A 24004-nucleotide genomic window follows, 5' to 3' on the forward strand; every position below is an offset into this window, starting at 1 on the left:
CTGGTCTAACTCCAGAGTGAAATACCCATCTTAAATTCACTGCAAACCAGATGCAGCCTGCCTTTCTCTATCTCTCTCCCTGTCTGTTTAATTAATATATAGAGCTATCTATAAGCAGTAGTATCAGTAAGTCATCAATCAAAACAATAATAGATATTATTTATTACCAAGAGATACCTCTTATGAGAGCAACCACATAAGAGACCGAGTAATGACTACATATAGTAAACGTAAATGTGTTAGTAAGAGGCGGTATAAGAAGAGCTACAAGAACAAGATAAAAGTAACTTTGGATAGAGCCTTAAGCGAGCATCCTAGAACCTTTTCTATAAGGTTCGATTTGAGGTTTCCCAAACCGGTCACAGATGAAGATAGTAAGAAAGTAATTTGGTATCAAATTAATAATGATAGAGGTGTCATTTCTAGATTCTTTGATTCTTTTAAAGAGATGGTGAAAGCTGATATGAATAAAAGAATTAAGTCGGGGGTGAGGGTTCATAAAACTTCTGTTAGATATGTGTGGGCAAGAGAAAAAGATACTTCAGTTAATGTTCATTATCATGTTCATGTTTTTGTGAATAAAGATACTTACTTTAAGTTTGTAAGCTCTAAAGAAAACAAACCTGTATTGCGTTCTCTTGCTATAAGAGCATGGGCAAGTGCTTTGGGTATAGAGCCTGACATTGCTGTTCCTTTAGTTTACGTTCCTGATAATTCAACGTGCTCCCTAAATAAAAATGAGCTAGCCCATATCTTTGAAGAGCAATACAACACGCTTCTTAACAGGATTTACTATCTAGCTAAAGAAGAGACTAAGTACACCGAAGACGGTGGGCGTTCTTTTGGCTGTAGCTCGAAGTAAACATTTTCAAGTGAAACTTATTGATTAAGGCATGAGCAGATGAGACTAATTAAAATTAAAGAAGTAATGGACTGTACTGGTTTGGCTCGCTCTACTATTTACAAATACATTGCAAGTGAGACGTTTCCTAAGCCGGTATGTTTAGGTTCTCGTGCTGTGGCTTGGGTAGAAGATGAGATACACGACTGGATACTTGAGAAAATAGAATCTCGTGATAATGTACATTAAGCCTATTAAGAAAGTTAGTTAAAGCCGTCGTTAAAACAACGCTCACTTCAATAAATTTCAGATATATATCATCTCTTGATACAGGCTGAGCATGGTTATTGCCAGCCTTCACTTCCCTCTGTCTAATACAGATGTATCAGGAGTAATTGCTGTGTCTCACTTAATTGAATCTATGGCTTATATGGGGCAAACGCCTTGGCATGGCCTAGGAAACCAACTAACGAGTAAACAACCATTATCAGTCTGGCTTAAAGAAGCAGGCGGGGACTGGTCTATTAAACAAGGTGATGTGATGATTAATATCACTGAAGAAGGTTAGTATTTACGCAACCATGATAGCGCTCAAGCGTTGTGTCGCTCACATACCTTAGCGCCGCTCTCGGTTGTGTCTAATCGGTACAAAGTAGTGTAGCCAAAAGAGATGCTGCACTTTTACAAAGACTTGGTAGAAGTAGGAGACTTCGAATTAGAAGCGGCAGGCGTATTGAAAGGAGGTAAGAAGCTCTGGGCGCTCGCTAAGACAGGCCAGAGCATGATGCTGAAGGGAAATGATAATGTGTAAGGGTATCTACTGCTAGCAACCAGCTGTGACTGTACCCTATGTACAACGGCTCAGTTCACCTCTGTACGAGTGGTGTGTAACAACACACTAAGAATTGCTGTCAATAATAAAACAGGAGCTATCAAAGTGCCACACTCTACTGTGTTTGACCCTAAGCAAGTAAAAGAGGCATTGGGGTTAAGCTTGTCTAGTTGGGACGACTTCATACATGACATCAAAGAACTTTCTAAGCGGCCTGTAAGCCCCGAAGAGGCCCATCGCTTCTTTGCTGAGGTGTTGGACGACCCTTGCATGAAACAGACTGATCTCACGCCCTCTAAGCCGATGAGACAGTTGCTGCAGTTGTATCACGGCGCAGGCTTAGGCTCAGAACTCGCATCCAGTAAAAATACCGCCTGGGGACTCGTAAATTCAATGACTGAGTTCGTGGACCATCACCGCCGAGCTCGCAACCAAGACTATCGTCTTGATTCTGCCTGGTTTGGCAACGGAGCCCACCTTAAGCAGAAAGCCTTTAGTCAGGCTCTTACCTTACTTAACTAACCCTTACCAACAAACATATCAAAGAGCCCTGCTGGTTTACGCCAGCAGGGCTTTTATGCGTCTAGGAGATTCATCATGAAAATACGTTACGGTAATGCCTTTCGTCTCGCTGATACGAAAGCTCTCACACATGAACAATGGCTGAAGATACGCCAATCCGGTATCGCATCTTCTGATGCCGCCGTTGCATTGGGATTATCTCGTTATAAAAGTCCGCTATCGCTGTGGCTAGAGAAGACAGAGCGTCATCCTGCCGCTGACCTGTCCGATAACGAGGCAGTATTCTGGGGCTCAACTCTAGAACCGGTGCTGGCTTATGTATACGCAAAGCGCACAGGACTAAAGGTACGCAGAGTTAATGCGGTGCTTCAACACTCCGAACATCCTTTTATGCTGGCTAACTTGGATCGCGAGGTATTAGGTCATGCAGATGGGATAGGTACCCTAGAAATAAAGACGGCAGGTTATCACTCAGCTCAACATTGGGAAGAAGGCATTCCCCTAGCTTATCAATGCCAAGTGCTACACCAGTTAGCCGTAACAGGTCACGCCTGGGCTGATGTAGCCGTTCTAATTGCTGGCCAAGACTTTCGTATTTATCGTGTAACACGAGACGAAGATAAGATTGCCGATCTTATTGCTCGTGAGCGCGCATTCTGGCAACACGTGACTAATGACACACAACCAGAGCCTGATGGCTCCGAAGACGCTGCAAAGGCCTTACAGGCGCTTTATCCCACCGATGATAGCCAAACCCTAGATTTATCTGACTCATCTGAAATGAATACTCTGTTTGATCATTTTCTTAACGCTCGCCAACAGAAAGAAGAGGCTGAAGCCCGTGAGTCTCAACTCAAGCAACAGCTGCAAGCTTCTCTTGGCCCAGCTAGCACCGCTGTTTTTCAAGAAGGGAAAGTCAGCTGGAAGAAAACAAAAGATCGAGTCATGCCTGATGTAGAAAAACTTACGACTCAGCATCCTGAGTGGCTACAGCAATGCAGTAAAACCATTCCTGGTAGTCGTCGCTTTATGGTGTAAACCCAAAGGAGTTCATCATGATCAAAGGCCTCGCTATTACTCCGCCCATTATTGGCCGGATCAGTATCGGTAAAATGATCAGTAAAAATGATAAGTGGCTACCGGAGAAAGATGACAGCTTCACCCTCACCACTCAGATCCAAAATCGTAATGGTTGGATGCTGCACCCTTTGCACCAACAGTATTCTGAAAGCGCTGCCAATGGGAAGATCCGTGCTATTCCGGCCCAGGTTATGTTTAACGACAGTGATTTAAACTTGCGTGCGGAATACAGCGCCTTCGACCGCAGCACTGGCCGTCCACTTTGTGTTGGTAATGGAGAAATAGCTAAGCGCGTCTGCGAACAGGGAATAGAGGAGGTGGCTTGCCCGAGTCCAGAACGTTGCCGCTTTGCTTACGAGCAAGGCTGCAAACTCTACGGCCGACTAAACGTGCAAATTGAAGGTCAGAACGATGAGTTAGGAAGTTTTATCTTTCGAACCACTGGCTACAACTCAGTACGGACCCTTTACGCCAGACTGCGTTATTTCGAAGCTGTGAGTGCCGGTGCTACTCGACACCTGCCATTGTTACTTAAGCTAAGGGCCAAAAGTACCACACAGTCTTATCGAACCCCTGTGTACTACGTTGATCTGACCCTGCGGGACGAAGAGACACTGATCAGTGCAGTACGCAACGCTCAACTCGAGGCTGAAAATTACCGTCAAGCTGGCGTTGATAGTGAAAGCTTAGAAAAGACTGCACGACTGTTACTGCAAAATGGACAGTTTGAAGACAGCGCCGAAGAAGTGCCGTTGCTACTGGAAGAGTTCTATCCCGCGACAGACAGTAACGAAGAAGACACGGCTACCTTTCCACCCCCATACGTACCGCCAGCTTTAGTGACAAGCTTGGGCAATCACATTAAACACTAATTCAAAGGCCTCTAGCAGGCCTTTTTGCTATCTGCCATTTAAGGATTGTTAAATATGAATACAGGCACCCATCTTATTTCGTACCGATTTGGTTATAGCCATCACGGGCTTTACGTAGGAGATAACCAAGTGATCCACTATGCAGGCTCTTTGTCAGGTGAAGAAACCGGCAGAATAGAGCTAAGCACACTAGAAGATTTTACCCAAGGCAATGGCTTTCATATCAAACACCATCCAGTTCGTTATTACGATGATCATGAAAGCGTAGACAGAGCTTATGCCAGGCTGGGGGAAGAGAATTATCACGTATTACTAAATAACTGCGAACACTTTGTTATTTGGTGTATTCAGGGCTTTTCCTACAGCCATCAAGTCACCCGAGCCATCAATTCGGGTATGTCACTTCAGAGGCTGATTGCTGGCGCGCCAACTACCGCTCAAAAATTACCATCACCATTTCTAATAGGTCAGCAATTACCTCTATCCAGTCATATGTTGCAAGGCACATCAGTCACGATTGTCGACACACTAATTAATTACGGAATCAACCAGCTATTCCGCTGGCTAAAGCATAGATAGATAGTGGCTGGCACTCGCTCTATACAACTTAATTTAATAGGAGATCTAATATGCGCTACCACAAACTAAAATCAGGTGAGCTACCTGGTACCTATGTCGTGCAAGAAGCAGTGACTGAAGCAGATATCTTACTAATGGCACAACAGCTATCCAGAAAACGTTTAGCCAAGGGCCGTAAAATTGAGCGTCCCGAGATCGTATTTGAATATTTACAAACGTTACTACAAAGCTACGAGTATGAAGTTTTCGCTGCGATATTTCTTGATAACCAACATCGAATCCTAGGTTTTGAGGAGTTGTTTAAAGGCACCATAGATGCGGCTAGCGTCTACCCACGTGAAGTAGTAAAAAGAGCACTACAACTGAATGCTGCTGCTCTGATCTTCGTGCATAATCATCCATCTGGCGATCCTGAACCCAGCAGAGCCGATATCGCTATCACTCTGCGTCTACGCGATGCGCTCAACACGGTCGATATCCGTACCTTGGATCATGTGGTCCTAGGGTTAGAAGGCTGTGTGTCACTGGCCGGAAGAGGGGAGATATAAAAATGTCAGATTACAATGGCTGGCGCAACTGGGAAACCTGGAATCTTTATAACTGGCTTTCTAATGAGGAAAGTTCTTGGGGTATTGGGAACAAGCTGCAAGGTATGAAGATACAGATACATTGGCAGGCTCTTTACGCGACGCTATGGAACAGCCGATAGACTTAATGGTTCATGGCTGGCACCGGGATCTAGTAACTAATAGTTCAGCGCGTGTTGATTGGGAGCAGTTGGCCAAAGCACTTAAAGAGTAAAAAGACGGGCCTATCATTTGGTAGGCCCTCTGGTCAGTAGCTAGATGTTTAACCTGCGCACTCGCCTTCCCATTCTTCAATCATGTCATAACGTACAACAGCGTCTTGGCCAACTTCATCACGATACGCTTCTATTTTTTTATCTAAGCATGCGTCCGCACCGCCGTCGTTACACTCGCCTTCCCATTCTTCAATCATGTCGTGACGCACGATAGCGTCTGGACCAACTTCGTCACGATACGCATCTATTTTTTTATCTAAGCATGCGTCCGCAACGCCACCGTTACATTCACCTTCCCACTCTTCAAGCATGTCATAACGGACAACAGCTTCTTGACCCACTTCCGCACGGTAGGCGTTTACCTTATCTTCGACGCACGCATCTACATTAGCCATGGCATTCGATGTGAGAAAAAACAGCGTCATAGCTAGTAGTGATTTTAACTTCATTTTTTGTTCTCTTTTATTAAGTAGTTGTTATAGAGCCTATCGCCGGAAAGTGGAGGCAGTAAATCAGTTTCATCTCTGCGTTCTAGGTTTAGGCTGTAACTCTGTTCCCTATTGCTCCAACTGTTTAAAAGCAATCATGGCTCGCTTGTTAAGAGCCGCGTAAGTGGTTCCAGCTTGTACGCGAACGGCTAAGTGCATAGGCCTTATTTTTTTGCATCATGGCCTTCAGCGTCATGCTGCTCAACATCGACTTTACTCATGCTCTGTGCTTTAGCAATCAGTTTGCGTTCTTCTTCAATGGCGGCTTGTGCAACCTTAGTAAAAAACTCACTTTTTTTCTGATCAGATGCATTGCGCATAAAGTTACTAAAGGCTGATAATTTAATTTTTTCACGTTTAGAGGCGTTCATAGCTTTCCTTCTGCCTTAAGTCGGGGAGACTTCTAGCGGTTAACGGTTGTATTTTTTAGCTGAGCAAAGCTCTACAGATGGGAGTTAAAAAGCTCAATTATGAATGCTCTCAACTAATAGCTAAGCTGATAACGTCTGAAGCTGATGTTATACCGATTTACATCTTGAGTCAGATAGTCGTCAATTTAGATGGAGAATGAGGTAGTAGGGGAGGGAAATATCATTTAGTTACATTTTTGGTGCTGTAAAGCCTGACCTATGAGCAATAGGCCAAGCTTATTCATCACTGCTTACTAAACTGTACCGTAGGCAGTACTACTCTTGGCAAGCGTAAACGTTCGCATTGGGAGCTTAAAAATTCACGCCAATACGGCCACACATGGAAACTGGCGTTTTTTAATGCAAACTCATCAATCGCATCTTGCTCAAGTTCAGCAGTTAACTGATATTCAGCAATGAAGTCAGCTTCAATATGAGCTTTGATATCTGATTCTTCACTGTCTATTTGGCTGACCCATCGAGTACCCATGCGAACATAAATACGTACCAGCTGACCATCGTCATTTATCTGAACAAGCTCACTACGGTGTACCACATGCATTTGTTGCACTAGCAAAGAATCAAGCTCAGTCGACTTTGGGTCAAAGCCTTCGGCACAATGGGCTTTGCTGGACTTTAGATACACATCTTGGATTACCAAGCCGTCAATGGCCTGTTGTAGCTTTTCACTTACCTTAGCCATAACAGGCCTCACGTTCGAGCTCGTGCGATTTAATTACCTTAGTCTTACGCTTATGCGCACTAAAATTCACCACGGCGACGTTTTCCCAGTTAACCTCGATTTTACGAGCAACTCCAACCTTCGCTAGCAGTTTGTCTAACGCTGCCGGCATCTCGGCCGCTAGGCGTAGTAATTTGTCCATTGCATCAGACTGCATCACATCGTCAGCTTCATACTTTGAAAAAGCCACTGGACCGCCGCCAAACACTTTGGCTGCATCGACTTGATTTAAACCCCAGTGTTTACGTAGTTCTTTTACCTCTGCACCGGTAAGTAAGCCTTGCACCTGTTTTTTAAATGCAATCATGGCTCGCTTGTTAAAGCGCGCTTCAACGGTTCCTGCTTGTTCACTGCCGCAGTAGTCACACTCAGCATAACGGCTTTCAATTTGGCCTTGTTGGCCTAGATGCTCAACAGTCACAAACTCACTGTGAGCGTGTAACTGCCCCATTTCACAAATTGGACAAGTTTGATTATTCATCACACATCCTCATCACGACAAATGGCAAGAAACCAATAGCAGAAGCTTACCGGTCTTGCCTATCGCAAATTTTACATAATATTCAATACGCATCTCTTTATGCGCGTGTTCTACCCACTCATCACGAAGCAAGCGGTAACCATCACAAGCCGCCCAAGACCTAGCACTATCTGTTTGGCCCACTAAGCACCATTCTGATTTTAAGTATTTGCCCGTGTTCAAAGCGGTATCAACTAGCTGCCTTACGTCCGCAATATCAAACCCCATTACTTGAACATCTTTCCGGCACTTTGTTGTGACTAGCTTAGTGCTTTCGTCTCCAAGATCGAGTAAGGCCAGTACATCTCTTGGCAGGTAAAGCGGGCCATCTTGGATGTAAATTCGACCACCCTGCACGTTGGTAGGGGGCTGACCTTGGTAGGCACTTACGTTGATTGTATTATTTACCATTATGGTAAGATTATCCAATTTTTATTGATTTCAATCCAGTATCAGAGAGCCTAACAAAGCCTCCACCCGAAACCTAGCCTAATACATTGACACAGCTAGCCACTAGCATAAACTGCACTTAAATGTACTTTTTCGACAAAACAAGAGTCTGTTCGTCATGAGTGATGAAGTGTTAACCATCAAAGAAGTGGCTGAATACCTAAAAGTGAATGAGCGTACTATTTATCGGCTTGCAGCCAGTGGCGAATTGCCGGGCTTTCGGGTTGGTAATGCGTGGCGTTTTAAAAAATCTGACCTGGAAGAATGGATTAGCTCACAGGCAGCCCAAAGTAAAGGAACAGGTAATGGTAATAACTGATTATCAAGCCAAGTACTTCGCGCAAGAGTTAACCATTCGTCATGCTGAAAACGGCGTTGATAAGCTGTCGCAATCACTTTTCGATGCGAGTGTCGATCTCAATCCACATCAAATTCATGCCGCTCTTTTTGCTTTAAACAACCCGTTAAGCAAAGGGGTTGTGTTAGCTGATGAAGTTGGGTTGGGTAAAACCATTGAAGCTGGCCTTGTACTGTCACAGTACTGGGCAGAGCGTAAACGCCAAATTCTAATCATCTGTCCGGCCTCATTACGACGTCAGTGGGCACAAGAACTAGGTGAGAAGTTTAATCTGCCGACGCAAATTTTAGACGCAAAAACTTGGCGCACCAGCATCAATAATGGGCAAGGAAATCCGCTCGCCAACCAGTGCATTTCTATTATGTCCTATCACTATGCGGCGCGTATGGAAACACAGCTAATGTTGGAGCCATGGGACATTGTGGTTATCGACGAAGCACACAAGTTGCGTAATGCGCACCGTAGTAGCAACAGAATGGGTCAAACTTTACGCCGAGCTTTGGAAGGCAGTAAAAAGTTATTACTCACCGCCACACCGTTACAAAATTCACTGATGGAGTTGTATGGTTTATCAACCATAATCGACGACCAAATTTTTGGTGATGAAAGAAGCTTCAAACAACAATTTGTAAACAACGAAAGTGCACTAGGGCATTTAAAGAAACGACTTACCGGGTTTATTCAGCGTACTTTGCGAAAGGATGTACTCGAATACGTCCGTTATACCCAACGCCAAACACTCACCATACCGTTTAAACCTTCAAGTGCTGAAATGGCGCTTTACGAGGGCATTAGTGCCTTGTTGGAAAAAGAAGAAAGCTATGCGCTGCCTAAAAGCCAGCGTCATTTAACAGGGTTAATACTTAGAAAGCTGCTAGCGTCTAGCTCTCACGCTGTACTCAATACACTCGAAACGATTAAACGCCGACTAGTTGACCTTAAAGTGCAAACAAAATCCGACCTCGATCTAATCAGTGAGCTTGTTGAAAGTGATGATTTAGGAGAAGAGTACAGCGAGTATGTTGAAGAAACACAAAGCAATACCCCTGAGAGTGACATTGACTTTGAGTTACTCAATGCTGAGATAGCCGAGCTTGAGCATTATATCGAGCAGGCTAAATCCATCACCACCGACAGTAAAACCCAAGCCTTGCTAACAGCGCTTAATCAGGGGTTTGCCAAAATGGAGGAGATGGGTGCATCACGTAAAGTCATTATTTTTACTGAGTCTAAGCGCACGCAAGAATACCTAGCTCGTTTCCTCGAAGCGAATGGCTTTGCTGATAAATTAGTCACCTTTAATGGCAGCAACAACCATCCAGAAGCAACCAAAGTTTATCAGCAGTGGTTAGCTGAAAACCAAGGTAGTGATAAGGTTAGTGGTTCACCGCAAATTGACCGCCGTACCGCCCTAATTGATTACTTCCGCCATCATGCCGAAGTTATGATCGCAACCGAAGCGGCTGCAGAAGGAGTTAACTTACAGTTCTGTTCGTTACTGATTAACTATGACTTGCCATGGAACCCACAACGGGTAGAGCAACGCATTGGCCGTTGTCATCGCTATGGGCAGCAATTCGATGTTGTAGTGATTAACTTTCTTAACGAGGAAAACAAAGCCGATCAGCGCGTTTTAGAGTTACTGACTGAAAAATTTCATCTGTTCGATGGCGTGTTTGGTGCATCGGACGATGTGCTAGGCAGTATTGAATCTGGCATTGATTTTGAAAAACGCATCCAAAATATATACGAGACTTGTCGGCAACCGGCAGAAATAGAAGCAGCTTTTGATCAGCTACAAAAAGAGCTAGAAGCCGACATTAACCAAAAAGTGCGCGAGACCCAGCAGCTCCTGCTGGAAAATTTCGATGAAGATATTCACGACTTACTGAAAATTCAGCTTGATGCCGCGCAGCAACGCCTCGATAAAGTAGGCCGCTGGTTCTGGCAACTCAGTACCCATGAGCTTGCTGCTATCGCAGATATCAACCCAAGCAACCATAGCTTTACGCTTAATCAAAGTATCAATCAGGCTCCTGCAGGTTGCTACCAACTTGTACGCCGAGGACAACAAAGGGCCAGCAATGAAAATGGCAAATTAGCCAATGCCCACGTTTACCGTATCACCCACCCATTAGGAGAATGGGTGATCAGCAACGCGCTTCAACGTGAATTACCTATTGCCAGCGTAATTTTTGATTACAGCAACCACCAAACAAAAATCAGTATGCTAGAACCCTTAGTGGGTTCGTCAGGTGTACTAAGCTTACAAAAATTCAGTGTCGAATCATTGGGGCGTAGCGAAGACCATTTATTGTTCGTTGCGCAAGACGAGCATGGCAACCAGCTACCAAGTGAAGTAGTGCAAAAGCTGATGCAGCTCAGTACCTGTGTGCAAAGTGAAGTCAGTGAGCAAGAACTTGCCGCCTTATATCCGAGCTATCAAAATGCGCTACAGCAAGCGTTACAGCAATCGAGGCTTGGCATCGAAAAGCAAGTCAACGATCGCAATCTTAGCTTCTTCGAACAAGAGGTTAACAAGTTAGATTCTTGGGCAGACGATTTAAAAGAAGGGCTTGAACAATCTATAAAAGAGCTCGATAAGCAAATCAAACAAGTGCGCCGTGAAGCAAAAATTGCCCCCACACTTGAAGAAAAGCTCGCTCTGCAAAAGCAGCAGCGCCAATTAGAAAGTCAGCGTAATAAAAGCCGTCGTGAATTGTTTGATAAACAAGACGAAGTAGATGAAAAGCGCGAACAGCTTATTGAAAGCTTAGAAGGCAAACTGAATAAAAAAACCAGCCAACAGACCCTATTTACCATTGGGTGGAGGGTTCAATGATGACAATCAATTTCAACACCAGCATTGACTTTTTTCAGTTTGGGGCTATGATCACTGCAACAACACCCCTCCCGCTACCCGTCAGATCAGCGCCCTGTGAGGGGTTACTCGTTTCTGGGGCCTGCAAAACACTATTTCCTGCTGTATTGGTGGTCAAATGAGCCGCAAATCGCCCCCTAAAGTCGCGTTTACCAAACCACCTACAAGCTTTACCGAGCAAGTCCGCTTGCTCCAACAACGTGGCCTAGTGATCAGTGATGTCCCTAAAGCCGAGTTTTATCTCGCACAGCTGAACTACTATCGTTTTGCGGCTTATTGTTTGCCCTATGAGCAAGATCACGCCAGCCATACCTTTATAGCTGGCACTCAGTTTGAGCAAATTCTAAACCTATACGTGTTTGACCGTGAACTACGTTTGTTAGTGCTAGACGCCATCGAACGTTTTGAAGTATCACTGCGCACCCAAATCGCGTATCAGTTGAGCCAAAAATACCAAACGGCGCATCCTCATTTAAAGCCAGAACTCTTTGGTGATTTATTAGAGTATGCCAGCAGTCTTGGTAAGCTCACAAGTGAGGTAAAGCGCAGTCGCGAGGAGTTTATTAAACACCTGACGCAAAAGTACCAAGAACCACTACCACCTATTTGGACTTGTGTTGAATTGTTAACCATGGGGCAGCTTTCTCGTTGGTATAGCAATATAAAGCTGCGTGCCGACCGCCAAGTAATAAGCAAAAGCTACGGACTAGATGAAAAAACCATTACCTCATTCTGTGAACATTTGTCGCTAGTGCGCAATGTAAGTGCCCATCATTCTAGGCTGTGGAACCGTGACTTTACCAAAACCACTATAATACCACGCAATGGCGAACCAGCACTGATTCAAAGCTTGCAGAATCTGCCCGATAGCGACCGGCGTTTACGAAAAATTTATAACACCTTGGTGATGTTGGGCTACCTCATGGATGTGATCAGTGGTGAACACCATTGGAAGCAACGTCTCATTCAATTGATTAATCATCATCAAATAGACATTGGCCGCATGGGCTTTCCTGCCGACTGGCAAGCGCGGCCAATTTGGCAATAAAAATAAGGACAACTCACTTGGCAGCATTACAAGCACAATTTATTGTCCCATTAAAAGACTTGCTTCAGCAGCGTTTTGTGCCGCATTTACCGTCATTGCTTGGGCAAGGTGGAAGGGAAGATAAACCTAAAAAACAAATTTCTAGGGCTTTTAGTGCTTTCGTACTTCAGCAAAAATTCGATTTAGACGTAGTGACTGCGGCAAAAGCCGTGGTGGACGACTATGCAGATTATGGTATCGATGCCATCTATTATCACGAAGCTGATCAAACTCTATATTTGGTTCAGTCAAAAATGAAGGAAGATGCGCAATTCCAATTGGGCGAAGCGCAGGCATTTATTGAAGGCGTAAAATTACTTTTAAACAAGCAATTTCAACGTTTTAATCAAAATGTACAAAACCTTCAAACAGAAATAGAAGCCGCATTAGATGAGTGCGAACACATTCAATTGCTTGTCGCATACACAGGTAATGGCATTACTATTCAGGCTCAAAACTACCTGAAGCCAGCGATACAAGAGCTGATTGAAGAAGGTGAAGAGCAAATCGCACCAGATTATCAAGAGTACACCGCTACCGAAGTTGAACAGGCACTTCGCAGTGAACATGCGGTCGATGCTGTAAACGAGCGTGTCGCGGTTTACAAATTTCGCGTGCAAGAGCAACCGCGAAAAGTGGTGTTTGGTATCGCTAAGTTAACCGACCTTATAGCATTGCACACCACCTACGACCGTAAACTTTACGAAAAAAACATTCGCTACTTTATTGGTGCTGGCAGACGAGGGGTGAACAAGGCTATTAAAGATACGCTTTTACATGAGCCGGAGAACTTTATTTATCTTAATAACGGCATCACTCTGATTGGTAACACAGTCAAGCCAAAAGGCAATATTAGAGGGCACACAGGCAGCAAGCATGTTGCAGTCGATGGCCTATCAGTCGTTAATGGCGCACAAACTATTGCCAGTGCTGCGCAGTTTATGCGTGAAAATCCAGAGGCCGATATTAGCCAAGCCCAAGTGATGGTAACTATTATCAACACGGGTAACGACGCTTTTCACAAGCAAGTAACCAAAGCGCGTAACTTACAAAATCCAGTCGATTTAGGCAATTTTGCTGCGCTGGATGATACCCAAGAACGCTTGCGCCAAGAGATCAAAATGTTCGGTGTCGAATATCTCTACCGCCCACAACAAACCCCAGCAGCGGGTATTCGCAGTATCACTATCGACACCTTGGCAAAAGCGTTAGCCTGTATGCAAGTTGATGTACGCATGCCTTATCAGCTAAAAGTAGAGCCAAGCAAATTTACTAACCAAGAAAGCACAGAATACCAAGCCATTTTTAGTGCAGATTTACAGGGTGCCGTCGCCATTAACGCAGTGAACTGTTGCTTGGCGATACAAGGCTTATGCACTGCCGCGGAGCGCAGTAATCCAAGCCCCGAAAAACTGATCTATCGCCATTTTACTTACTGCATAACCACGCTATTAATGGCGCAGTTTAAAGGCGCTATTACTGCCCCCGAGATTACTGAACAAACAGAATTTAAAGGGTTAATTAGTCGCGCCTTTGATGAACTTCGTCAGCAATTTTTTGATAGTTTTACAGTATTAGCATTAGGCAGTGCGCCGCACGCGTATTTCAAACGCCTTGGCGATACCGCACTCTTAATGAAAACGGTGTGGATAAATCATTTAAACTTGGCAGAGCACCCTGCTGTGATAGCAAAACAAGAGCGCCTTCAGGCGAACGACCCACACAACCAGAATTTATTCAGTTATTTAGCTGAACAAGCACAACGCCGGCAAGGGAAAAACGCACAAGCTGCTAATCGGCAAACACAACCAGCGTAGCGTGTATAACAAATAAGCTAAGTAATGAACACAAAATAAGAGCACAGAAATTATGAGCAAAACCAAATTAGAACTGACCTGGATAGGCAAAAACGAGCGTAAAAAGCTAGAGCCGCGCATTTTATTGGAAGACCCTAGTAAGTCTTACCATGCAAGCCAAAAAGTCACCGATAACGATATTTTTGATAATAAGCTGATTTTTGGCGATAACTTATTGGCGTTGAAGGCGTTAGAGCAAGAGTATGCAGGGCAAGTGAAATGTATTTTTATCGATCCTCCGTATAACACTGGCAGCGCTTTTGAACACTACGACGATGGTATTGAGCATTCGGTCTGGCTTTCCCTTATGAGTGAACGCTTGAGACTACTGCAAAGACTTTTAAGGCAAGACGGGATCATCTTTATTCAAATAGATGATCGAGAGCATGCGTATTTAAAAGTTTTATGTGACGAGATTTTCGAAAGAAGGAACTTTATAACATCAGTGACTGTTCAAATGAGTCATTTGAGTGGTGTAAAAATGAGCCACGTAGAGAAAAATATCCCTAAGATCAAGGAGCATATACTTGTATATTCGAACTCCCCAGATTTTAAGTTTAATAAAGTCTTCGTTAAAGCTGACTGGGATTCAACATTTTCACGTTATCGCAGTTTTCTATCTTGTGAGCCCTCGGAACCAATTGAAACTTGGACTGTAGAACCTTTAGGTGCTGTGATCAAAAGTAAGAATTTGTCAGGTGACTCACTAGAGAAGTTTTTATTAAAAAATGCGCATCGTATTTTCAGGACTGCGAGGAACCGTTCCGAAGTATTTATGACTTTACCGAAAGATGAACAATTTAGAGCTATTAAAACCTCATCAGGATTAGATAAGTATGCATATAAGGGGGAAGAGGTTTTATTTTGCTCTGAAAAGTTAGTCGATATTGATGGTGAAAATGTACCAGCTAAACCATTAGGTGATATTTGGCTCGATATAGGTATCAACAATTTGCATAACGAAGGCTCTGTGGATTTTAGGAACGGAAAAAAACCAGAGAAGCTAGTAAAGCGTTGCATAGACCTGAGCACAAATCCTGGCGATCTTGTGCTTGATTCTTTCGGTGGCTCAGGCACAACAGGTGCAGTTGCACACAAGATGGGACGTCGCTGGATTATGGTTGAATTGGGCGAACATTGTCATACCCATATCATTCCGCGTTTACAAAAAGTCATAGATGGCGAAGAACAAGGCGGCATTTCTAAAGCCGTTAACTGGCAAGGTGGTGGTGGCTTCCGTTATTACAAACTTGCTCCCTCGTTGATTGTTAAAGATAAGTTTGGCTTGGAAGTGATCAACAAAGAGTACAACCCAGAAATGCTTGCTGAAGCCGTTTGTAAATTGGAAGGCTTTACCTATGCGCCATCGGTAGTTGATTGGTGGGATCATGGTTACTCAACCGAAACTGACCATATTTACGTTACCACGCAAAGCTTGTCGGTCGAAAAACTAGAAGCATTGTCTGAAGAAGTAGGCAGTGACCGAACCTTATTGGTGATGTGTGGCGCATTTCGCTGTGAAGTGAGTCGCTTTGCCAATTTAACTCTGAAAAAACTACCTAAAGCTATCTTAGATAAGTGCCAATTTGGCCAGGACGATTATTCGTTAAATGTGGCCAATTTAACGGATGATGCTTCTGACGAGAGCGACGCACAGCAAGATGATTAACGGTTAAAAGGATAATTATAATGACCATGGATTTATCAAGCCTAAAACCTGAACAGTTACGCGCCATTAATAACGTAATTGGCCGTTTAAGTTTGCGCCAGCCGCAGCAAGACTCGCTACGTGCTTTGGCAGTGGCGATTAGCGCCTCAGAGCATAAACTGCTTAATCCAAAACGCGATGTACCAGAATTATTAGAAACCCTAAAAACGCAGTTCCCTAAGCTCAGTGATTTTGAGCGTGACTTTCCATCACTCTGTTTTGCCTTGGCAACGGGTGTAGGTAAAACTCGTTTGATGGGCGCATTTATTACCTATTTGTATCAGGTGCACGGCATTCGTAATTATTTTGTGTTGGCACCTAATCTAACCATTTATGAAAAATTGATTAGTGATTTCTCACCAGCTTCGCCTAAATATGTGTTAAAAGGCATTACCGATTTTGTGCTGGCACCGCCAGAAGTGATCACCGGTGATAACTATGAAAGCCGTGGCGCACAGATACAAAGTGACCTATTCGGCTCAGTGCGTATTAATGTATTCAACATCGCCAAAATTAATACCGAAGTGCGTGGTGGCAAAGCCCCGCGTATTAAGCGTTTAGCGGAAACCCTAGGCGAGAGTTACTTTGAGTATTTATCGAACTTACCTGATTTAGTGCTATTAATGGACGAATCGCACCGCTACCGTGCCGATGCCGGTATGCGTGCGCTCAATGAGCTCAACCCCTTGTTTGCTTTAGAGCTAACGGCAACGCCATTTACAGAGTCAAGCCGCGGTCCGGTACACTTTAAAAACGTGGTGATTGATTATCCTCTAGCCTGCGCTATGGATGATGGTTTTGTAAAAGAGCCTGCGGTAGTGACTCAGCGTAACTTTGATGCCAGCCAGTATGACAAAGATGAGCTCGAAACCATTAAGTTAATGGATGGTATTCGTCTACATGAGCAAACCAAGGTGGATTTAACCACTTATGCACACGAAAACGATGCGAAGTTGGTTAAGCCCTTTATGTTGGTGATTGCCCGTGATACCACCCATGCCGCAGAGCTGCTAACTAAGCTTGAAAGTGTATTTGAAGGGCGCTACCGCGGCAAAGTGATTCAGGTTGATAGTAGCAAAAAAGAAGAAGAAACCATTCAGGCACTGCTAAACGTTGAGCATGTGGATGAGCCCACCGAGATTGTGATCCACGTAAACATGCTTAAAGAAGGGTGGGACGTAACTAACCTGTACACCATCGTACCGCTGCGTGCCGCCAACGCTAGAACTCTAATTGAACAGTCGATTGGCCGTGGTTTACGTTTACCTTATGGCAAACGTACTGGTGTGGAAGCTGTCGACACACTAAGTATTGTCGCCCATGATAAATTCCAGGAAATTGTTGATGAGGCCAACGATCCAAACAATCCACTGCGCCTGAAAACGCGAGTATTAGATCGCCCAGAAGATGATGTAACCAAACAAAGTGTGCAGATTAAATCGAATCTAGAGCAGCAACTTACTGGCTCAGGTATTACTGCGACCGGCGCCGATGGCACTCGTGTGGTACAAGCGTCTAAAGCGACTTACACCACGCAAAATCAACAAACCGTTGCCCGCGCCGCCCTGGATGTCATCAAGCAATATCAAAGCCGACCAAGTGATGCGCCAACCAGTAGAGCTTTGTTAAATAACGAAGTGAAAGCTCAGATTACTGAGCAGGTTAAAGCTCAGCTAACCCAAGAACAGCACAAATTGTTTACCAATGAGTCTGTAGATATTGCTGCAATTGTTGAGCAAGTGACGCAGCTAACGGTAGATAACACCATCGATATTCCACGGATTATCGTATCGCCATCGGGCGAAGTATGCACAGGCTATCATCCGTTTGATTTGGATATTGCCGCCATTAAAGGCTTAAGGCCAATGGACCGCACTCTCATACAACAAAGTTTACAAGACAATCACCAAACCATTCGTGGCGAAGGGGATTCGGGCAACAACGAGCCGGTGAAGCAGAACTACATTTTGAAAAAACTGTTCGATTACGACGATATTCCTTACGACGAGCAAGCTGAGCTTTTGTTTGATCTAGCTACTCAAGCAGTCAATACACTGGCGGCTGAAAACGAGGAAGATGTGGTTGAGGACATTCTGCAAAACCAAAGTGATGCTATTGCGAAGTTAATTCATGCGCAACTAAACAACCACTTCTTTGAAGAAGCAACCGAGTACGTCGTCGATGTACGTAGTGGCTTTAGCACCCTACGTGAATGTGCCTATACCATAGCCCAAGATCAGCCGGTGCAAAATTACCGTGATACCGTACGCGATGTCAGTCGCATCAAACAAATGCTCTTTGGCGGTTTTAGCCGTTGTTTATACCCGCTGCAAAAGTTTGACTCAGACACTGAACGCCGTTTTGCGGTGATCTTGGAGCGTGATTGCGAGAAGTGGTTTAAGCCTGCCAAAGGCCAATTCAAGATGTACTACAAACGCGGTAGTGAGCACCCTGAGTACGTACCGGACTTTGTGGTCGAAACCGCAGACTATGTTTTGATGATTGAAACCAAAAGTACACAACATCAGAACCAAGATGGCAGTTGGAGTGAAGAAGTAACAGAAAAATCGCGCAGCGGTGTGAAGTGGTGTAATCAAGCCAGTGAATACCTAGCCCAATACGACGGTAAGCCTTGGAAGTACTTATTGATCCCGCATGATGCTGTGAAAGAAGCCAACTCGTTGGATTATTTTGTACAGCAGTTTACTCAAGCGGATTAAACTACAGTTATATTGGTAATGTAGGCTCGGCAGTTTAACAACACTAATTCGTTAAACTGCTGAGCTTTATTTAAATTATTTTTAAAAAACACTGATTTTTATGTTATCCATCCTTTATTACTTAGTACTTTTACAGCAAGTGAGATTTGACGAGGGGTAAATTGCCGTTTGCGCTCATTCCAAGCATAAGTGTGATTCATAACATCATCTATGGAGCTCACTGGATGGTTTTTCATTACCCAGTGGACCGTTGCAAGCAACTCTAAGCCGAATGGAGATTCAAAGCCTTCAACTAACTCGGCTACCTTATCAAAGCGTGCGCTTGTTTCAGGAGAACGCTCCAAAAAATCAGAAGCTTGTTTGGTAGCTCCTTCTATTAGCATCAATTGTTTAGCTGGTGCATCACCACCATCGGCATAGCCGGATACAAAGTGCCCCTCGATCACATTTAAAACATGGCGTAGATTTTCTGCATAAGGTCCATAAGGTGCCTGCTTGTACCTTAAACGTAACGGCTCACCCGCTTCTTGCATAAAATACATCAACTTATGCACTTCCAGCAGGGTAACAAATGGGTCAAGTAAACCTCCAAGGTAGCGTCGCATCAACTCTACTAAAGCCGCACGACCAGCAGTCATCTTTGGTACCTCACGCTTATGGACCATTTTTTCTGCACTTGGAGCACCTATCGGTTCGTAAATTGTGATATCAACGTCAGTAAGTGAGCACAAAGCGACTTCTATTCGAGCCTTAACCTCTGACCACTCTAGACCACCTAAGCCGCTACCAAGTGGAGGGATGGCAATAGATGAAAGATTGTAATGGCGAATAGTTTCTACTAGTGCTTGAAGGCCCGTTTCTATGTCTTCTATTCGACTATTACTACGCCAATGGCGCTTGGTTGGGAAGTTGATTATGTAGCGTGGGTTAGTTAACTGACCACTATCAAATACAAACATTTTACCAGGTAGCACTTCGTCTCGTTTGCAGGCAGCAGCATAGGCTTTAAAATTATCAGGAAAAGCATTTTTAAACTGAAGTGCCAAGCCACGCCCCATGATTCCAACACAGTTTACAGTGTTGATAAGTGCATCGGCATCTGATTGAAAAATATCACCTTTTTTATATTTAATCATACTTTCAAACCTCCTCAATAATACCAGTCAGTTTTAATTTCAACTTTAGACTGATGCCCGCCAGCTGCCAGCGCTTGCAACACTTGTTGTTGAACGGCATGAGATTGTACGCCAATACGTTCGATCAGTTGCCATGGGAAGCTTTTTTCCATTAAGAATTCAGCTTGCTTTCCCTCTTTAACTCTTGCCGCTACTCCATTCCCACTCCAGCGATGAGTTTGTATCGCTTCCCAGTTCAGCTCATTTAATTGCGCTACGCTAGCTCGGTCTTCGAAGTAGTAGGCCCCTGCATTTGATAATGTAAAAGCCCAACGAGTATTGTGATTTTCAGCCCAATCAATAGCGTCGTATAAATCAGCTTCAAGGTGAATTATTGGCTCCTGCCCACTGCGGTAGCTAAGTTCAGAGTGATTACTTTGGTAGAGTAGATAAAGCATTATGGATCTTGGGCAAAAGTAAAATGGTACGCAGCCACCCACATAGAGATCAGGATAATTAGTCAACGTTAAGTCATTCAACCGGCGTTGTTTGATGCTGCTCATACCTATGTTGGTTCCACTTGGAGCAAGGCTAGTGATTGTTGCATCACACCATAAGTACTGATCAGCAAGGATCGAGCATAAGCGATCAATGTGCACGATATGATATATTTTTGGCCTATGCGGTACAGTCACGCCTACCTCTACTATGAATTATGCATTACTTGCAGTCTGAGCTTAGCTAGCTTAAATCTTTCTGGTTAGTCTACCACGCGGATGAATACGATGATCTATCGTGGTGACATAGCTGTATGTTTCATGACGTAGCTATCTACAGCTAAATTTAATCTGAGTGGTAATCAATCTAATCAACCAAGCGGTCCAGATCTTTTCGCTCAGCGATAGGCGGGTTGGGATCAACCAACATGATAGTTTCTAGTACATCACTGCTTATCTCACCATAGCTACGTACCAAAGGAATTTCAGCCACAAATCTACCTTCAGCATTACGGCCAACGGTACGAATGTTTTCTTTATGAACTGATGACAAAACCTGGGGGCTATGTGTACTCACAATAAACTGAATATTTGGGAAAGCACTGCGTAAAGAAGAGAGCACCCGTTGCTGCCAGGCTGGATGTAAGTGCAGGTCGACTTCATCAATAGCAACAATGCCTTTGGTGAGCTCTGGTGCACGCTCTTGCAAGTGACCATTTAAACGAGCACACCTAAAAGCAATATCTGCTACCAAGGAGATCATGGCTCGCACGCCATCACTCAATAAGCTTACTGGTAGCAGCCCATGATCAGCATGCCACATCACTAGCTCTTGATGCGCAAAGCTATAATGAAACTCGCTCCAGCCTTCTTCGTTCATGGCTTGGTTTACTGCATTTTGAATACCCTCTAACCGGGGTTTTAAATTAGATTGTTCATAACCTTTAAACTCTTTTTCTTGTTGAGCTGAGCCTGTGGCGTCTTTTAGCCATCGTTGCATCTGTCTAAAGCTAGAAGAGGAAGACAGACAATCTTCGTAGCCCAAAGTGCGGCTACCACTGATCACAGCCTTACCTGACGCTTCTTTATGGTTTACCCATAGCCTGCTTGACGGATAGTAGCTAACCATAGGCAGTTCAACATTTGCTTCAGTTCTTAAACTTACCTGAAGCTCCTTACCCCAGTCAGCAAGTGGTGTAGCGTCTTTAATCGTTGTGCGACCCTTAGGGCTATTAAGAGCACGTTGCCACTGTATGGCTGGCGCGCTCATGGCAGCATCAATAATTACAGGAAAGTTCTGCTCATTTTCAAAGCCGTTGCCTATTGCACTATAACGCGCATCAGTACGAGCTATGTTCTCAGACTTACCCATATCAAAAGCACCGACAAACGGGCCTAGGGCAGCAGCGATGGCTTCTAGCACTGTCGTTTTACCCTGACCATTACGTGCAGCAATGACAGTCAGCTCAGGATGAAAGTCGATTTCAAAGTCTTCAAATCGTCGATAGTTTTGCAGATGCAGTTTAGCTAACTTTGTAGTGGTCAAGTAAAAGTGGCCACCGATTTATAGTTAATCCAATAATCTGCTTCAGCCTGATTTGGACTGATACCACCATTGTGCTGATGGGGTCTCAATTGACTGTAATAACCGATTAAATATTTCACGATGTGATGCTGTGCTTCAGATAATGACTGATAGCCATAAGTGGGCACCCATTCAACTTTTAAGCTTCTAAAGAAACGCTCCATGGGAGCATTGTCCCAGCAGTTTCCACGTCGACTCATGCTCGGTTTTATTTGGCACTGCCACAACGTCTGCCGAAACTGTCGGCTTGTGTAATGACAGCCCTGATCACTATGAAACATCACACCTTTAGGCCGCCCCCGACTTTCATAGGCCATTTTCAATGCGCTACTGGTCAGCTTGCTATCCGGCGAGAGCGATATCGCCCAGCCAATAGGTTTACGAGCAAATAGGTCCAGCACCACGGCTAAATAAGCCCAGCGATTGCCCGACCAGATATAAGTCACGTCACCGCACCAGACACCATTAGGAGCTTCAACATTAAACTGCCGATCTAGCTCATTAGGGGTCTCAACATGTTCATTGCTCGCTTTCTTATATCTGTGTTCTCGGGTCTGACAACTCACCAGCCCGAGCTTTTTCATCAGACGACCTGCGCGATAGCGGCTGAGAGGGACATCTTGGGTCGTGGCCATTTGGGCAATACTTCGTGCGCCGGCTGAACTTTCACTTTCCCGAAAGAGTTCTTTGACCTTCGCTACTTCTTCAATGTGTTTGGCGCATACTGGCTTCTGTGAACGTTGTTGCCAGTACTTAACGCTGCTGCGATGGACACCAAACGCCTGGCATAGCCTGCTGACTGGATAGCTCGTCTTAAGTTTCTCGATTAGCGAGAACTGTTCAGGGAGTCGGACATCAAGAGAGCGGTAGCCTTTTTTAGGATGTCTTTTTCCATCTCAATTTCACGAATACGCTTTTCCAGTTCACGAATTCTGAGTTGATCGGGCGTCATGGGGGTGGCTTTTGAAGTCTCACCGTTGCGCTCTTTACGCAACTGACGGACCCAAGTATCCATCGTTGAATAGCCGACACTCATCGCCTCAGCCGCCTGACGAACCGTATAGTTCTGGTCGATCACTAACTGTGCCGCTTCGAGTCGGAATTCAGGAGTAAAATTACGTTTTGGTCTTGTTGTCATAGTGTCACCTAGTAGCTTCTTGATGCATGATAGCACCTCTAATTAGGTGGCCAAATTCACTATGCCACTACACTTCATACTTCTCCCGCTGACATGCTGCGTGAAGGCAGGCCGTCTGAATGTTCAATCGTTACTAAGAATTTAGGCGGTTAGTCTAGTATATTGTTGAAAACAAAAAATTCAGTCAAGGCGACTCGTCTATGGCTCAGGTAGCAGTAAACTCTAAGTATCTGACTGCCACATTAAAGAGTGCCGTTCTAAGATTGTTAGTTAACCTTGAAAGGGTATATCCAGTTTGAGCTATGATAGCCAACGAACACGAACACGAACACGAACACGAACACGAACACGAGCACGAGCACGAACACGATTGAGAGCTACTCAAGGTTAAAGCTGCCAGAAACTTTCTTTATATAGTTAGAGTCAGTTAGATGAGTTGAGTGTATGACGAAAAGAGTTTTGAAGTAGTTATGCAGATGAGAGAATGAATGTGTGAGTTGTGTTGCTACTAATCGAAGCTATGTCATTAGAAATGCAACCGTCGACTTGCTCAATGCTAAAAGGTGGCTAGCTAAGATTTAAGCCTTGGCCATTTCACTGCCAATTCACTACCAAAAATGACTGAACGCTAGATATGAAAAAGCCTACTTTAATAAAGTAGGCTAAGTCATTGTTTTGATTGGTCGGCGTGAGAGGATTCGAACCTCCGACCCCTAACACCCCATGCTAGTGCGCTACCAAGCTGCGCTACACGCCGAATCGACGTCACTATATAAGCCCAGCTGAGAGGGCGCAAGCTGAATTTGTAATTTTAGGTTTGTTTGCTGCTTTGTTATTCATTATGGGCTCTTTTCGTGCATCTTAGCGGCCAGTCACTCATTATTAATAGGGTAGAGATCTGGTTGGTTAGGGCAATAGGTA

The 24004-nt window shown here is 44.3% G+C and carries 22 protein-coding genes, 1 tRNA gene and 1 pseudogene; 14 read left to right on the forward strand and 10 right to left on the reverse strand.

Features of this window, described 5'->3' with window-relative positions; translation table 11 throughout:
- Positions 1-211: 211 nt before the first annotated feature.
- The 8 genes and pseudogenes from CBP12_RS01080 (at position 212) to radC (ending at position 5274) form a co-directional block, all read left to right on the forward strand.
- Positions 212-862, forward strand: a complete 651-nt coding sequence (locus CBP12_RS01080; RefSeq protein WP_086962133.1) for an inovirus Gp2 family protein — start codon at positions 212-214, stop codon at positions 860-862.
- A gap of 39 nt (positions 863-901) precedes the next feature.
- Positions 902-1090 (forward strand): helix-turn-helix transcriptional regulator, encoded by a 189-nt coding sequence (locus CBP12_RS01085; protein ID WP_086962135.1) that lies wholly within the window; start codon positions 902-904, stop codon positions 1088-1090.
- Between the two features lie 151 nt (positions 1091-1241).
- A complete protein-coding gene (locus CBP12_RS13920) occupies positions 1242-1409 on the forward strand; it encodes a hypothetical protein (RefSeq protein WP_332454890.1) in 168 nt (55 codons plus the stop codon).
- A 102-nt stretch (positions 1410-1511) separates the two neighbouring features.
- Positions 1512-2195 (forward strand): annotated as a pseudogene (locus tag CBP12_RS01090) (DUF932 domain-containing protein).
- 75 nt (positions 2196-2270) lie between these two features.
- The gene (locus CBP12_RS01095) at positions 2271-3233 is read left to right on the forward strand and encodes a YqaJ viral recombinase family nuclease (RefSeq protein WP_086962137.1); all 963 of its coding nucleotides are present in this window, start codon (positions 2271-2273) and stop codon (positions 3231-3233) included.
- A gap of 17 nt (positions 3234-3250) precedes the next feature.
- Positions 3251-4147: a recombination directionality factor gene (locus CBP12_RS01100; RefSeq protein WP_232455101.1), complete on the forward strand. Its 897-nt coding sequence runs from the start codon at positions 3251-3253 to the stop codon at positions 4145-4147.
- A gap of 54 nt (positions 4148-4201) precedes the next feature.
- Positions 4202-4726 (forward strand): lecithin retinol acyltransferase family protein, encoded by a 525-nt coding sequence (locus CBP12_RS01105; RefSeq protein ID WP_086962139.1) that lies wholly within the window; start codon positions 4202-4204, stop codon positions 4724-4726.
- Positions 4727-4776: 50 nt separating this feature from the next.
- Entirely contained in the window at positions 4777-5274 is a 498-nt protein-coding gene (radC, locus tag CBP12_RS01110; RefSeq protein WP_086962141.1) for a RadC family protein, read from the forward strand.
- Between the two features lie 301 nt (positions 5275-5575).
- Here the strand turns inward: radC and CBP12_RS01115 are convergent, their stop codons facing one another.
- From CBP12_RS01115 to CBP12_RS01135, 5 genes are all read right to left on the reverse strand, one after another.
- A complete protein-coding gene (locus CBP12_RS01115; RefSeq protein ID WP_086962144.1) occupies positions 5576-5977 on the reverse strand; it encodes a hypothetical protein in 402 nt (133 codons plus the stop codon).
- A gap of 203 nt (positions 5978-6180) precedes the next feature.
- Positions 6181-6387 (reverse strand): hypothetical protein, encoded by a 207-nt coding sequence (locus CBP12_RS01120; protein ID WP_086962146.1) that lies wholly within the window; start codon positions 6385-6387, stop codon positions 6181-6183.
- A 283-nt stretch (positions 6388-6670) separates the two neighbouring features.
- Entirely contained in the window at positions 6671-7129 is a 459-nt protein-coding gene (locus CBP12_RS01125; RefSeq protein ID WP_086962148.1) for a preprotein translocase subunit SecB, read from the reverse strand.
- Positions 7122-7649: a type II toxin-antitoxin system MqsA family antitoxin gene (locus CBP12_RS01130; protein ID WP_086962150.1), complete on the reverse strand. Its 528-nt coding sequence runs from the start codon at positions 7647-7649 to the stop codon at positions 7122-7124. Before CBP12_RS01130 ends, CBP12_RS01125 begins: the two co-directional genes overlap by 8 nt.
- Before the next feature lie 12 nt (positions 7650-7661).
- The gene (locus CBP12_RS01135; protein ID WP_086962153.1) at positions 7662-8099 is read right to left on the reverse strand and encodes a hypothetical protein; all 438 of its coding nucleotides are present in this window, start codon (positions 8097-8099) and stop codon (positions 7662-7664) included.
- 157 nt (positions 8100-8256) lie between these two features.
- Here CBP12_RS01135 and mads1 point away from each other — a divergent pair, with 157 nt between their 5' ends.
- The 6 genes from mads1 (at position 8257) to CBP12_RS01165 (ending at position 18748) form a co-directional block, all read left to right on the forward strand.
- The gene (mads1, locus tag CBP12_RS01140; protein ID WP_086962155.1) at positions 8257-8457 is read left to right on the forward strand and encodes a methylation-associated defense system helix-turn-helix domain-containing protein MAD1; all 201 of its coding nucleotides are present in this window, start codon (positions 8257-8259) and stop codon (positions 8455-8457) included.
- Entirely contained in the window at positions 8444-11338 is a 2895-nt protein-coding gene (locus CBP12_RS01145) for an SNF2-related protein (RefSeq protein WP_086962157.1), read from the forward strand. The genes mads1 and CBP12_RS01145 overlap by 14 nt, the downstream gene beginning before the upstream one ends.
- Positions 11339-11495: 157 nt before the next feature.
- Positions 11496-12425 carry an Abi family protein gene (locus CBP12_RS01150; RefSeq protein ID WP_086962159.1) on the forward strand — a complete coding sequence of 310 codons (930 nt, stop codon included), beginning with the start codon at positions 11496-11498 and terminating at the stop codon, positions 12423-12425.
- Between the two features lie 17 nt (positions 12426-12442).
- Positions 12443-14281 (forward strand): AIPR family protein, encoded by a 1839-nt coding sequence (locus CBP12_RS01155; protein WP_086962161.1) that lies wholly within the window; start codon positions 12443-12445, stop codon positions 14279-14281.
- 52 nt (positions 14282-14333) lie between these two features.
- Positions 14334-15989, forward strand: coding sequence for a site-specific DNA-methyltransferase (locus tag CBP12_RS01160; protein ID WP_086962163.1), 1656 nt, complete (start codon positions 14334-14336; stop codon positions 15987-15989).
- A 20-nt stretch (positions 15990-16009) separates the two neighbouring features.
- Positions 16010-18748 carry a DEAD/DEAH box helicase gene (locus tag CBP12_RS01165; protein ID WP_232455102.1) on the forward strand — a complete coding sequence of 913 codons (2739 nt, stop codon included), beginning with the start codon at positions 16010-16012 and terminating at the stop codon, positions 18746-18748.
- A 98-nt stretch (positions 18749-18846) separates the two neighbouring features.
- Here CBP12_RS01165 and darG read toward each other — a convergent pair whose 3' ends face one another.
- From darG to CBP12_RS01195, 5 genes are all read right to left on the reverse strand, one after another.
- Positions 18847-19884, reverse strand: coding sequence for a type II toxin-antitoxin system antitoxin DNA ADP-ribosyl glycohydrolase DarG (gene darG, locus CBP12_RS01170; RefSeq protein WP_086962166.1), 1038 nt, complete (start codon positions 19882-19884; stop codon positions 18847-18849).
- A gap of 14 nt (positions 19885-19898) precedes the next feature.
- Positions 19899-20558, reverse strand: a complete 660-nt coding sequence (darT, locus tag CBP12_RS01175; protein ID WP_086962168.1) for a type II toxin-antitoxin system toxin DNA ADP-ribosyl transferase DarT — start codon at positions 20556-20558, stop codon at positions 19899-19901.
- Positions 20559-20727: 169 nt separating this feature from the next.
- The gene (locus tag CBP12_RS01180; RefSeq protein WP_086962171.1) at positions 20728-21906 is read right to left on the reverse strand and encodes an AAA family ATPase; all 1179 of its coding nucleotides are present in this window, start codon (positions 21904-21906) and stop codon (positions 20728-20730) included.
- Positions 21903-23083 (reverse strand): IS3 family transposase gene (locus CBP12_RS01185; RefSeq protein WP_086962173.1). Its coding sequence is split into 2 segments (ribosomal slippage): positions 21903-22825 and positions 22825-23083, totalling 1182 coding nucleotides; the frame shifts between segments, so codons are not numbered across the junction. The genes CBP12_RS01180 and CBP12_RS01185 overlap by 4 nt, the downstream gene beginning before the upstream one ends.
- 680 nt (positions 23084-23763) lie before the next feature.
- Positions 23764-23840, reverse strand: a tRNA-Pro gene (locus tag CBP12_RS01195).
- Positions 23841-24004 lie beyond the last annotated feature (164 nt).

Origin of the sequence: Oceanisphaera avium (assembly GCF_002157875.1) — a bacterium.
Taxonomy (GTDB): domain Bacteria; phylum Pseudomonadota; class Gammaproteobacteria; order Enterobacterales; family Aeromonadaceae; genus Oceanimonas; species Oceanimonas avium.